The sequence below is a fragment of the Streptomyces mangrovisoli genome (assembly GCF_000974985.2).
Taxonomy (GTDB): Bacteria; Actinomycetota; Actinomycetes; order Streptomycetales; family Streptomycetaceae; genus Streptomyces; species Streptomyces mangrovisoli.
This window is the reverse complement of record NZ_LAVA02000104.1, coordinates 1-12,595: the sequence shown is the minus strand read 5'-3', so window position 1 is coordinate 12,595 and position 12,595 is coordinate 1. Positions and strand designations below refer to the sequence as shown.

Annotated in this window: 9 protein-coding genes and 6 pseudogenes; 10 read left to right on the top strand and 5 right to left on the bottom strand. The window is 68.3% G+C overall.

Annotated elements, in window-relative coordinates:
• The first annotated feature begins 103 nt into the window (after positions 1 to 103).
• From WN71_RS34170 to WN71_RS34140, 8 genes and pseudogenes are all read left to right on the top strand, one after another.
• Positions 104 to 367 (top strand): helix-turn-helix transcriptional regulator, encoded by a 264-nt coding sequence (locus WN71_RS34170; protein ID WP_046584023.1) that lies wholly within the window; start codon positions 104 to 106, stop codon positions 365 to 367.
• 158 nt (positions 368 to 525) lie between these two features.
• Positions 526 to 915, top strand: a pseudogene (locus WN71_RS43030) (DUF6083 domain-containing protein); the annotation flags it as partial.
• A gap of 102 nt (positions 916 to 1,017) precedes the next feature.
• Positions 1,018 to 1,425 (top strand): hypothetical protein, encoded by a 408-nt coding sequence (locus WN71_RS43025; RefSeq protein ID WP_240529868.1) that lies wholly within the window; start codon positions 1,018 to 1,020, stop codon positions 1,423 to 1,425.
• The gene (locus tag WN71_RS34160) at positions 1,422 to 1,901 is read left to right on the top strand and encodes a hypothetical protein (protein ID WP_046584024.1); all 480 of its coding nucleotides are present in this window, start codon (positions 1,422 to 1,424) and stop codon (positions 1,899 to 1,901) included. The genes WN71_RS43025 and WN71_RS34160 overlap by 4 nt, the downstream gene beginning before the upstream one ends.
• A gap of 100 nt (positions 1,902 to 2,001) precedes the next feature.
• Positions 2,002 to 3,462, top strand: a complete 1,461-nt coding sequence (locus WN71_RS34155; RefSeq protein WP_046584025.1) for a UvrD-helicase domain-containing protein — start codon at positions 2,002 to 2,004, stop codon at positions 3,460 to 3,462.
• 93 nt (positions 3,463 to 3,555) lie between these two features.
• Positions 3,556 to 3,894, top strand: coding sequence for a hypothetical protein (locus WN71_RS34150; protein WP_046584026.1), 339 nt, complete (start codon positions 3,556 to 3,558; stop codon positions 3,892 to 3,894).
• 16 nt (positions 3,895 to 3,910) lie between these two features.
• Positions 3,911 to 4,670, top strand: a pseudogene (locus tag WN71_RS34145) (transposase).
• A gap of 105 nt (positions 4,671 to 4,775) precedes the next feature.
• Positions 4,776 to 5,813: pseudogene (locus tag WN71_RS34140) on the top strand (IS701 family transposase); the annotation flags it as partial.
• A 29-nt stretch (positions 5,814 to 5,842) separates the two neighbouring features.
• Here the strand turns inward: WN71_RS34140 and WN71_RS34135 are convergent.
• Positions 5,843 to 6,283: pseudogene (locus WN71_RS34135) on the bottom strand (IS256 family transposase); the annotation flags it as partial.
• A gap of 119 nt (positions 6,284 to 6,402) precedes the next feature.
• Here WN71_RS34135 and WN71_RS42080 point away from each other — a divergent pair.
• Entirely contained in the window at positions 6,403 to 6,777 is a 375-nt protein-coding gene (locus WN71_RS42080; protein WP_046584027.1) for a hypothetical protein, read from the top strand.
• 34 nt (positions 6,778 to 6,811) lie between these two features.
• On the opposite strand, the gene istB is transcribed toward WN71_RS42080, so the two are convergent.
• The 4 genes and pseudogenes from istB to WN71_RS34110 all read right to left on the bottom strand — a co-directional run.
• A complete protein-coding gene (istB, locus tag WN71_RS34125; RefSeq protein WP_046584028.1) occupies positions 6,812 to 7,582 on the bottom strand; it encodes an IS21-like element helper ATPase IstB in 771 nt (256 codons plus the stop codon).
• Entirely contained in the window at positions 7,579 to 8,997 is a 1,419-nt protein-coding gene (gene istA, locus WN71_RS34120) for an IS21 family transposase (protein ID WP_046584029.1), read from the bottom strand. The genes istB and istA overlap by 4 nt, the downstream gene beginning before the upstream one ends.
• A gap of 175 nt (positions 8,998 to 9,172) precedes the next feature.
• Positions 9,173 to 11,260, bottom strand: coding sequence for an ISAzo13 family transposase (locus WN71_RS34115; protein WP_046584030.1), 2,088 nt, complete (start codon positions 11,258 to 11,260; stop codon positions 9,173 to 9,175).
• 56 nt (positions 11,261 to 11,316) lie between these two features.
• Positions 11,317 to 12,084: pseudogene (locus WN71_RS34110) on the bottom strand (IS256 family transposase); the annotation flags it as partial.
• Positions 12,085 to 12,243: 159 nt separating this feature from the next.
• Between WN71_RS34110 and WN71_RS41240 the strand changes: the two are divergent.
• Positions 12,244 to 12,375 (top strand): annotated as a pseudogene (locus tag WN71_RS41240) (IS701 family transposase); the annotation flags it as partial.
• Between the last annotated feature and the right edge of the window lie 220 nt (positions 12,376 to 12,595).

The following is a 12,595-nucleotide window of genomic DNA, read 5'->3' as shown; positions in this document are numbered from 1 at the left end:
ACCTTAGTGCAGACCTCTGCCCTTACGGCGGTGGGTGCGACCTGCGGAAATAGGGCAGAGGTCTGCACTGACAGGGCATGGGTCTGCACCGTCGGATGGACGGGTGACGATCTTGCCGCCCGATCCGGACCTCAACGCGCTGCGTCTGGAGCTGGCGCGCCTGCGGGCCGCGCACGGATGGACGTACGACGAGCTCGCGGCCCGCAGCGGCCTGGCCAGGCGCACTCTCATCGAGATCGAGCAGGGCCGGACCGTCGGCACCCTGAAGACCTGGCACGCGCTCGCCCACGCCCTGGGCACGCCTCTGGACGAGCTGTTCAGCACGCTGTGCCACGGGCACGACCTGCCCGGCGCAGCCGACGACTGACCTCGGGCCGCACAGCTGCGGCAGACCACCCGAACCGGTGAGGGCCACCGAACACGCGGCCGCACGCTCGTACGTCCGTCTCATCGGATGCGGCCGGCCGGGCGATCGTCCGGCGGCGCCGGCGCGGATCGGGCGTGTCGGCTGGCAGGTTCGCCCGCATGCGCTCCACACCCCCTTCCCCGGCCCGGCACTGGGACGGCAGCCCGCTCACCGCGCGCCGTCTCCTGCAGGTCTCCGTCGATGGCAGCAGCCGCCCGCTGCGCTGCGCCCAGCGCGACCGGTGCTCTGAATGCGGCAGCCTGATCGAGTGGTACCCCTGCGGCGCCGGCCCGCACCGGCGCCCTGTCCGCCTCCATCCCGGCGAAGTGTCCGCCGCCCACGTGCCCGGCCCGTGCCGCTGGCACGTCAGCTCCAGTGTTGCGTTTCCGGCCGGTGGCAGCAGCAGCTGGTGCCGCCTGCCGCACGCCGTCGTCCGGCCCTCCCGCGCAGCCGCCGGGGCGCCCCGGGCTCTGGCGGGACTGCGCAGGTCGCTGGCGGTGCGCACGCGCCGCCTGATCGATGCCGGGGCCTTCACTCCTCCCCCGGACTCGCCGAAGAGCCAGGCCCTCGAGGCAGAGGGCGCCCGGGGCTGCCGTCCACATCGGCCCGTCGTGCAACGGCTGTACGTGCGCTACCTCGCATCCCGGTTGGTGGAGGAGATCCGCTGCATCGCACAGGCCCGGCGCCGCAGCCGCTGTACCAGCCCGGTCCTCATCTCGGATACCCCGGCAGGTGCGTGGAAGCTGATGGCCGCCACCGGGGCGGGCGGCCAACTGGCGCTGCCCGCCGAGGCGATGGCCGTCTGCGACCCGGGCCGCGCACCGTACGCCGAGCAGCTGCGCTGGCGCGCCCAGCGCTGCCCTCAGCACGTCGTCACACCTGCGGCCGCCGATCTGGTGGTGGCCGACTGGGAGCTCTTCGATCTGCTGCGTCATCACGAGCACGTCCGTACCCGTCTGCCCGATCATGCCAGGCGTCCCGGGCCTGCCGTCCGCGCACGCAGGGCGGTACGCCCGTGAGGTCGTGCCACGCGGTCGAGATCGTCCTGACCCGGCCGGTCGCCCTCGACGAACTACGGCGGCTGGGGCGCGGCGTTCCCTTGGCCGCGAGCTCGGACCGCACCCGGCTGATGGCGGTGCAGCCCGCGCGCAGCGCCGCTGCCGCCCTGCGGGGGCTGCGGCGACGGCTGGAGGGGCGGCTGCCGGTCGATGTGCTGCACACGCACTACCCCGACAGTCAGGGGCTGTTGCTGCTCGATGTCGACCTCGGCCCGGACGCCGAGCAGGTCCTGTCCATGGCCGCGGCCGCCAGCGGCTTTTCCGTCGCAGAGGTGCTTCGCCGGCGCGTCCTGGCGGCGCTGGCCCGCGTGGAGGACGAGCGGGCCCGGCACCTGCAGGAGAACCTCGACTCTCTGCTCACCCGACACTCCCCCGAAGAAATCCTCGTCTGCATGGCCGCCCGCTGTCTGGGACGCAGCGCTGCGCAGACACCCTGACCGCTCCCTCCCCGCGCAGGCGCACCTGCCCGGCCGCCTCCCGCACGGACGCGCCCGGTGTTGCGTCGCTCCCTGTGCCTTCTTCTCTTTCGGAGTCTTCGTGCAGACACCCACCGACGAGCAGGCCCACGCCGCCGAGGTGTTCCAGGACGGTCAGCACCTGGTCCTGCAGGCCGGGGCCGGTACCGGGAAGACCAGCACGCTCGAGCTGCTGGCCGCCGGTACCCGTCGGCGCGGCCGCTACCTGGCCTTCAACAAGGACATCGCCCGGGATGCCGCTGGTCGTTTCCCGCGCACCGTGGTGTGCCGGACCGCCCACGCCACCGCCTACGCCGCGCTCGGCCACCGCTACGCGAGCCGGCTCAACAGCCCCCGCGAGCCAGCTTGGCGGACCGGCCAGGCCCTCGGCATCACCCGGCCCGTCCGCATCGGCCCGCACGAGATCAGTCCCCGGCTGCTCTCCCACACCGTGCTGCGCACCGTGACCCGCTACTGCCATTCCGCCGACCGCGACCTGGCCGACCACCACGTGCCCGGCGTGCGCGGCCTGGACGGCCCGGGCGCACAGAAGCAACTCGCCCAGACGGTGCTGCCGTTCGCGTCCAAGGCCTGGGGCGACCTGCAGTACCCCGATCGCGGTGCGGTCCGTTTCGAACACGACCACTACCTGAAGATGTGGGCCCTGACCGGGCCCAGGATCGAGGCCGACTTCCTCTTCCTCGACGAGGCGCAGGACACCAACCCCGTCCTCGAGGAGGTCTTCGCCGCCCAGCGCGACCACGCCCAACTCGTCATGGTCGGCGACTCCGCCCAGGCCATCTACGGCTGGCGCGGCGCCCGGGACGTGATGACCGGCTTCGACGCCACCCCTCTCGCTCTGACCTGCTCCTTCCGCTTCGGCCCCTGCATCGCCGCAGAGGCCAACCGGTGGCTCGCCCTCGCCGATGCGCCCATCCGCCTGACCGGCAGCCGCGGCCTCGCCACCGAGGTCGGTGCCCTCGCCCGGCCCGATGCGGTGCTGTGCCGGACCAACATCGGCGCCATGGCCGAAGTCCTGCGACTGCTCGCCGCAGGCTGGCGCGTCGCCCTCACTCGCGGCGGGCACCAGCTGACCCAACTCGCCCTCGCAGCCCGCGATCTCCAGAGCGGTCGCCGCGCCACGCACCCCGAACTCGTTCTCTTCCCTTCCTGGGGCGAACTGCAGGAATACGCCGCCTACGACCCCGCCGGACGCGACCTCCAGCCCTTTGTCGACCTCGTCGATACGCACGGCACCGACACGATCCTCACCGCTGTCCGCCAGCTCACCGACGAAGCGAGCGCTGATGTCATCGTCACCACCGCACACAGCGCCAAGGGCCGCGAATGGCCCACCGTCCGCATCGGCGACGACTTCCCGCCGCCCAAAAGCACCGACCAGACCGACATGCAGGGACGCCCCGTCCCCAAACCTGTCAGCGACACCGACGCCCGCCTCGCCTACGTCGCCGTCACCCGCGCCCGCCGACACCTCGACCTCGGCGGCCTGAGCTGGATCAACAACGACCCGTGGCCTGGCTAAGGGATGTCCCGCAAACGCTGGCTGGGCCGTGCACCGGATGCTGAACGGGATACTCGCGAGACTCTGACACAGCAGCTGTGGCAGCCTGCGGACATGTCAGAGCTGCGCGTTCATGCAGGCCGTCACTACGCCCTCCAGTTCCACTACGCCTTGCCGGACGATGCCTGGTGTGTGGAGCTGAGCGAGGCTGTCCCGGCGCCGGCCGCGTGGGCTGAGATTCCCAACGCAGAGACACACATGCCTGGAGCTGCCTTCCTGGTGGCCGTGATACCCGACGAGGATCCGGACCTGGAGCCGACCGTCCACATCCACAGCCACGACGAGCACGTCATCCCCTACGAGATCATGCGCTGGTTCATGGAGCAGGTGGCCGAACAGGTCGAACGCTGCCGCATCGCGTTCGAGCAGGGAGGACCCGAAGCAGTGGAATGATCACGGAACGACCGGTGTGATCACGGCGTCGGAGCCGTCCTGGATAACCCCGTTGCGGACTGAGCCCACGGCAGTTTGGCAAGCTCACCACCGCGCTGCGGCGCGAGGGCGCAGATCCGGTGTGCAGGGGCCGGCCGTGGAGCCTTCCGCTGGAGGACCGGGTGCTGCTGGTTGCCGCGTACTGGCGGACCAACCTGACCCTGCACCAACTGGCGCCGCTGTTCAGGGTGTCCAAGTCTGCAGCCGACCGCATCATCGACCACCTCGGCCCCGCGCTCGCCCTCCAGCAACGCAAGCGATTCCGCAAGGACACCGTCCTGATCATGGACGGCACCCTGGTCCCCACCTGCGACCACCAGGTCGCCGAGCAGTCAAAGAACGACCGGTACTCCACCAATCACCAGGTCGTCACCGACGCCGACACCCGGCTCGTCGTGACCGTCGGCCGACCACTGCCCGGCAACCGCAACGACCGCAAGGCGTGGGAGCTGTCCGGCGCGAAGGGCACCGTCGGCCGCACCACGGTCATCGCTGACGGTGGCTACCGGGGCACCCGCCTGCTCATCCTGCACCGCCGCAAACGCAGGCAGGACGAGCTCCCGCTCTGGAAAGAGGAACACAACCGTTCGCACCGCAAGGTCCGCGTCCGGGTCGAGCACGCCTTCGCTCGGATGAAGACCTGGAAGATCCTCCGCGACTGCCGCCTGAAAGGCGACGGTGCCCACCACGCCATGCTCGGCATCGCCCGCCTCCACAACCTCACCCTCGCCGGGTGACCGGGAAACGACGCTGGTCAACCAGCATGCCGTAGATCAGGACAGCGCTTAGTACTGCAACGGTGCTTGCCGTGACTGGTGGCCAGCTGGGTCGTTGGTCTGGTTATGGGTGGGGACCTTGCTGATGTCAGGTTGTGGGCGGGTGAGCTCGAAGCGGTGCATGAGCGGTTCGTGCACCGGTTCAGCCGGGAGGAGCCGCGTCAGTCGGCGCTGGCCTATATGCGCGGGCTGGTCGCGCCGCTGGAGCGGAAGAACGGCTGGACACTGGCGGAGGAGGCCGGTCATGGCGGTCCCGATCGCATGCACCGGCTGCTGAACCGGATCGAGTGGGACGCCGACGAGGTCCTGGACGACGTACGTGACTACGTCGTGGAACACCTCGGTGACGGGGATGCCGTGCTCATCGTCGATGACACCGGCTTCCTGAAGAAGGGTGTCCGTTCGGCCGGGGTCCAGCGGCAGTACTCCGGCACCGCGGGACGCACCGAGAACTCCCAGATCGGTGTCTTCCTCGCCTACGCGACGGGCCGCGGACGCACACTGATCGACCGGCGGTTGTATCTGCCCACGTCGTGGACGGATGACCGTGAGCGATGCCGACGGGCGGGCATCGACGACGGTGTCGCCTTCGAGACGAAGGTGGCGATGGCCAAGGCGATGGTCCGCAAGGCCATCGCCGACCGTATCCCGTTCGGCTGGGTGACGGCGGACGCTGCTTACGGCTTCAGCAAGGGCTGGCGGTTCGAGCTGGAGCAGGCCGATGTCTTCCATGTCATGGCCACCACTCGGCACGACACCGTGGTCACCCGCTGGTCGATCGACCACCCCGTCCATGATCTGTTCCCCGCTCTGCCCCGGCAGAAGTGGAAACGCCGTTCCTGCGGTGACGGAGCCCACGGCCGGCGGATCTATGACTGGGCCCGCGTTGAGGTGAGGCCCTGGCATCGCGAGGACCGCCGGCACTGGGTGATCGCCCGTCGCAGCGTGAGCAGGCCCGAGGAGATCTCCTACTACATCGCCTACTGTCCCGCCGACACCACGCTGGACGAGTTGATCCGCATCGCGGGCAGCCGATGGGCGGTCGAGGAGTGCTTCCAGACCGCGAAGCAGGAGTGCGGACTGGACGACTACCAAGTCCGCCGCGGTCGTGTCCCTTGTCGTGGTGTTGGGGATCAACTGGTGGGCGTGTTCGGAGTATTGGGTAGCGCCGGGGCGCTTTCGGGGAGTTCGCGGTAGATCTCGCCCATGCTGCCTTCGGGGAGGTAGCGGCGGGGGAAGGCGATCCATTCGTCGTGCATCTCGAAGAGCACGGCGGTGACCAGCCGGATCAGCGCGTCGTCGTTGGGGAAGACCTGGACGACGTCGATCCTGCGCTTGATCTCCCGGTTCACCCGTTCCAGCGGGTTCGTGGACTGGATCTTCTTCCAGTGCCTGGGCGGGAAGTCCGCGAACGCGGTCAGATCCTCCTTCGCCTCCGACAGCATCGCTTTGACCTTGGGGAACTGGGTGCCGAGCATGTCGGCGACGGTGTCCAGCTGAGCGCGCACGAGGCCGGCGGTGGGCTGGGTGAAGACCGTGCGGATCGTCGCGGCGACCATCTCGCCGGAGTCCCGGTGTCGGCGTACGGGCTTTTCTCCCCAGTTGAGTACGGATCAACGTCCCCAGATCTGGTCGCGGGCAGCGACAGCGGATCTCGGTTGAGATCGCTGTCCCGAGCAGGGACACTCGCGCGATGAGCCGCAGCACATCATCTGAACCGATCGAGCGAGGGTGGGACGAGCCCTGGTATCGGGTCTGCATGGAGGACTTCGAGGCGTCGTTCCTGCCCAGTGACGGCGAGGACTTGGACGAGGTCTGCAACGTCGATGTCTTCGTGACTCTGAAGGATGGATCTCGTTGGACCGCGACCGTGTTCACCGTCGTGGAAGTCGAGCGCCTGATGAAACTCTGGGCAGGGACCGACGAGGCCCTCGGAGGCCGGTACTTCTGGGTCTCTGACGGCCTGATCGTCAGGGATCCCGGCGTCGACAACATGACCGCCGTGATCGCCGGGCTGATCGAGAACGGTGAGTTCTCCGAGATCTTTCAGCGGGTGATCAACAACTGATCAAACGCTCGGTCGCAGGAAGCGACGTGGGTGGTCAGGCCACGTCGTTGTCCCGCTCGATGGCCTTGAGGCGGTTCTTGAGCCGGTAGCTGGGGCCGTTGACGGAGATCACCTCGCAGTGGTGGAGGAGGCGGTCGAGGATGGCGGTGGCGAGGACCTCGTCGCCGAAGACCTGGCCCCATTCGCTGAAGGTCTTGTTCGAGGTCAGGATGATCGAGCCCTTCTCGTAGCGTTTGGAGATGACCTGGAAGACCAGGTTCGCCTCGGCCCGTTCGAGGGGCTGGTAGCCGACCTCGTCGACCACGAGAACGCTGGGCCGCAGGTAGGTGCCGAGCTTATTCGTCAGGCGACCGGCGGCCTCGGCGGCTTTGAGGTTGCGGACCATGTCGTCGAGGCTGGTGAAGTAGATCGAGTAGCCGGCCCGACAGGCCGCGACCGCCAGAGCGACGGCGATGTGCGTCTTGCCGACTCCGGGCGGCCCGAGCAAGGCGGCGTTTGACTTGCCGTCGACGAACGAGAGGGTGGCGAGGTCCTTGACCTTGCGCGGGTCGAGGTCCGGCTGGAAAGAGAAGTCGTACTCATCGAGCGTCTTGTGGTGCGGCAGCCGGGACAGCCGCAGGCCCTGGCGGAAGCGGCGGTCGTCACGGACGGCGAGTTCCTCGGATAGGACCAGGTCGAGGAAGTCGAGGTAGCCCATCTTCCCCTCGTCGGCCCGACGGGTGTACTCGTTGATCGTCTCGGCCAGGTGGGGCAGGCCGAGCTTGCCGGCCGTGTTGCGGATGCGGGTGGAGACCAGCTCGCTCAAGACGTTTCCCTCGTGCTCGGGTGGGTGGTGAAGGGGCGGGTGCCGGTCAGCTCGTCATAGACCGACAGCGGACGGCGGCCGACCTCGACGCGGGTGGCCGCGGCCCTGTTCAGCAGGGCCTGCAGAGGCCCTGCCTCCTCGCCCCGAGGGCGCTCACGACGGGGCTGTGGCAGGACATCGCCGGTGGTGGTCCGGCGTCCCTTGCCCGTGGGCAGACCATCCCAGTGGGACTCTTCGACGACTCGGACCCCGCGGCCGATCGCCCGGGGATGCGTGGCCAGCAGCGTCTCGCCGTCGGTGCCGGTGACAGTGGAGTGGAGCATGATCTGCGACTTCGTGGCCCGGATCTCCACCAACTGCCGGGGACGGACCTTGCGGGCGGGCACCGAGTAGAGGTTGCCGGCGAAGGCGACCAGGCAGTCCTTGCCGACTGGCCGCAGGTGCCGCTCGGCCACCAGATACGGGATCGACGGCAGAGGCTTGAGGGCCACGTGATCACGGGCCGCCCGCTCTCCGATGATCTGCTGATGGGTCCTGTGGGCCTGGGCCCGCCGGTGCGGGACCCAGGTGGTGAAGGCGGCGTCCATCTCCTCGACGGAGGAGAAGGATCGGCCGGACAGGACGTGGTCGCGGACGATGAGGACCTGCCGTTCGACACGACCTTTGCCGGTGGGCCGGTAGGCGGCCAGGACGTCGATGTCGAAGTCATAGTGGCCGGCGAAGCCAACCGCTTCCGGATGCAGCGGGACCGCATCGCCCGGGGCGACGTGCCGGCGGACGACGGTCTTCGTCCGGTCGTAGACAATCGTCATCGGGACGCCGCCGAAGTGGGTGAACGCGCGACGATGGCACTCGAAGAACGTCTGGAGGTCCTGGCTGGTGGTGAAGCAGCAGAACGGGTCGCGCGAGTACGACAGCGTCATATGGAACGAGTAGACCTTCGCAATGCCCATGTGGGCGAGGATCTTGCCCTCGTCGCCCCAGTCGACCTGGGCCTGAGCACCCGGGATCACCTCGAACCGGCGGTGCATGCCCGCGAGTTCCTTCGGCGTGATGCCAAGTTCCTCGGCGACCCTCGGGCGGGCTTCCTGAACGTAGAGCTTGACGCGCTGGTAGTTGCCGGTGAACCCGTACTCCGCCACCAGCCGCCCGTGGATCACCGCGGCCTTCATCAGGATCTCCGCCCGCAGCATCGAGTCGACCAGCGGCGCGTACTCGTCGATCACCCTCGCCTTCGACCGCCCGTTCGGCGACCGGCGCGGCGGGGTCGCCGGCCCCGGCGCTGACAGATACTTGCGGACCGTCTTGCGGTCCAGCCCGGTCTCCCTCGCGACCTCCGACAGGCTGATCGCCCCAGATTCCAACAGGCTTCGAAAACGTCGAAGTTCCAACCAACGACGCGGATCCAAGACCACTGCCGACCGCCTTCCGCCACCTCTCGCCGACCAGGCAGAAGAGTGCCGAGCAGCAGGTCTCACCGCATCAACATCTGTCCCTTTTCATCCGTACGCGGGTGGGGACGTTCACTTGTACGCCGACACCCGGTCGATCACGCTGAAGACGTTGCGCAGGAAATGGAGCTGTACGGAATTAACTTGGTGGATCCTCCTGTTGGGGAACGGCAGCCATGAGGGCGCCGACAGTTCGGTACTTCCTTGGGGCTGGTTTGAGGTGGAGTCCGTCTTCCTCCAGGAGTGGGCGCACGTCGAGAAGTGCGTTGCCGATGGTGCGGCGGCTCACCTGGAACATTTCGGCCAAGACCTCGCCTGTGCAGACCCGGCGGTGGAAGAGCACGGCGGCCAGCACACGCTCCGCGTCGCCGATCTTCTGGGGGAAGACACCGCCGCGGGTGCCCGGCTGGCGAGGGCCGCCTCGTTGTTGGTGGCGGCGCCGTTCCACTCGGGCGGCCTGTCGCAGCGCGAGGCGGTCAACGAGCACGGCGAGATCCGTGCGGCTCATGCCGGTCAAGGCAGGGTCGGACAAGATCTCGGGCAGCGGTTCGCGGCTGCGGGATGCCAGCTGTCCGGTGCGCAGGAAGGCCAGTAGCTCGTCGGGGGTGCTGAAGAGCAGGGCGGTCGGCTCGATGCTGACCTTGTGCTCTCGCAGCAGCAGGCGGGTGTCAGTGACGACTTGGCTCATGGTGCGGTCGTTGATCTCCAGCATCTCGCGCAGGACGCGCTGCGAGCAGACGCGCCGCAGGTAAAGAAGGGTGACGAGGATGCGGTCGCGCCCGTTGAGCAGGGGCTTCTTGCCGTGTATTGCGGGGCGCTGGCGGCGTGGTCCACCGCGCGCTTCGTATCGTTGCTGTTCCCACTGGGCCCGCTGGGCTGTGGCCAGCTTCTCGGCCATGGCGTCGAGATCACCGCCGGTCATGCCGGTCAGACGCGGGTCGTCCAGCATTTCCAGCACCGCGGCCCGTGACGTGGTCCCGGAAGCGGCTGGTGCGGCTGCCTGGTCGGTTGGTGCCGGGCGCAGGGTGTAGTTCCAGGTGCCGCGCACGAGGTGCGGGTCGATGGGCAGGGCCTGCATCCGTGCCTTGCTGATTGCCACGCCGAGCGGATAGGCGCCTGGGTCCAGCTCGGCGTGAACACGCAAGCCGGCGCGGGTGGTGGTCGATGCGATCGTGTTGACGACGACTTCGTGGCTGGTCAGCGGCCTGCCTCGCCAGTTCATCGTGATCTGGGAGAACAACCGGTGCTCGATCTTGTTCCACTTCGATGTCCCCGGAGGAAAGTGGCAGACCGTGATGGCCAGACCCGTCTCGGCGGCCAGGGCGGCGAGTTCCGCTTTCCAAGCCCGGTAGCGGTAGCTGTTCGAGCCGCCCGCGTCGGCGGTGACCAGCAGTCGCGTCGCGGCCGGATAGTCGAGTCGGCCGCGTGCCTGCCACCAGCGGCGGATCGTGGCCACCGCGAAGGCGGAGGTATCGTGATCGACGCCGACGCTCACCCAGCCGGCATCGGCTGTCAGGTCGTAGACGCCGTAGGGGATGGCGGTCTCGCCCTTGGGGCCAGTGAAGAAGCTGTGGTCCTCAACCTCGGCCGGCTCGCCTTTGGGCCGCCACTCTCGCCCGGCGTTCGGCAGCCGGCCAAGCATCTCCTTCTTCTTCGAGTCGACGCTGATCACCGGTTCGCCAGCCGCCTGGAATCCTTTGACGTGCTCGTTGATGTAGTGGAACTGGGCGTCTCGGTCCGGGTGTTGCTTGCCTTCCAGAGTCTTGGCGGTCCCTTGCAGGCTGAATCCGCTCGCCCTCAGGAGCTTGCCCACGGAGCCCGGAGAGACGGGGTGGCCTTGGCGGGTCAGCTCGGCGGCCAGCTTGCGCAGCGACTTCGTGGTCCAGCGCAGCGGCGACATGGGATCACCTCGTTCATCCGGCTCGACCAGGGCCATGAGCGCGGACAGCAGGCGCGGATCACGCTCCGTCAGGCGCTTGCGGCCACCTCCCCGTCTGCGGACACGTCCCCCGCCCAGAGGCGCACAATCCGCTTCCAGCTCGAGCAGGCCCCTGCGGACGGTGGTCTCGCTCGCTCCGGCAACCCGCGCGACGGCGCGGACGCCGCCATGGCCGAGCAGGCCTGCCTCCGTTGCCAGCATCAGCCGCCGCTGCCGCTCGTTCAAGTGCGGCAACAACACGTCGAAACGCACGGCAAGTTGGTGCCGTACCCCCTCCTTGATCCCCATGCCAGATCAACGATCTACATCGCCGAAAGCCACACCTTGATTCCGTACAGCTCCAAATGAACCCTGCACCGCTGCCAGGCCGCACCGAGCATCACCTTGCGGACCGCGGCGACCAGTCCGGCGTGCTGGTCGGTGACGACCAGGCGGACCCCGGACAGGCCGCGCTCTCGCAGCGAGCGCAGGAACTCCTTCCAGAACGTCTCGCTCTCGCTGTCACCGACCATCAGGCCCAGGACCTCGCGGTTGCCGTCCTCGGTGATGCCGGTGGCGACCACGACGGCCCGCGAGACGATCTGGTGGTTCACCCGCGCCTTGCAGTAGGTCGCGTCCAGGTAGACGTAGGGGAAGCGGACGTGGTCCAGCGGGCGGGTGCGGAACGCGGCCAGCGGCTCGTCGAGGGCCGCGCAGATCCGCGAGACCTCCGACTTCGAGATGCCGCTGTCCCCGCCGAGGGCTTTGACCAGGTCATCGACGCTGCGGGTGGAGACGCCGTGCACGTATGCCTCCATGATCACCGCGTAGAGGGCCTGGTCGATGCGGCGCCGTCGCTCCAGCAGGCTGGGGAAGAAGCTGCCGGTGCGCACCTTGGGGATCTCCAGGTCCAGGTCGCCGGCCAGCGTGGTCAGCACCTTTTCCCGGTGCCCGTTGCGGACGTTGGTCCGCGTCGGCGTGTGCTCGTTCCACTCCGCGCCGATGTGGGCACTCGCCTCGGCCTCGATCAGCTCCTGCACCATGCGCTCGGCGACGGCGCGGACGAGCTCGATTCCGTCGGTCGAGCGTAGTGACTCCAGCAGCCGTATCAGGTCAGACTGGGACAGGGCCATCGCGTACTCCTCGTGGTTGAACTGGGCGTTCACCAAGGAGAGTTACTCGATGGCCCGCCTCCTGTTCAGGGAGTGGCACGCACCCGTGGAAGTGCGCCCCGGGCAGACGCCCGCGCACTCCCGGCCGCTGATCCCGTACACCACGACGAGGGACACCATCTCCGCCGCTATCCCGGCTGGCACCGCCACATGACTCTCGCCATGGCCGCCCATGCCTGCCTGACAGTGCTGCGGGCCCGTCAACTGGACACGGACAAAGCAGAAACGGATCCTCCCAGCTCATCCGCCTGAGCCTTGCCGAGATCCGACGACTGATCACCCGGCTCACCGACCGCCGTCCCACCCCGGTCGAGCACATCCTGCATTGGTCGACATGGCGCCGCAGACGCCAACACCAAGCCCGCCTCAGTCACTACAAACGACGGGGCCACAGTCCCTGAAAACTGCCCAGCAATCAGAACAAGCACCGTTGCAGTACTAAGAGGTCGTTTCTTATGGCGTGATCGGTCGT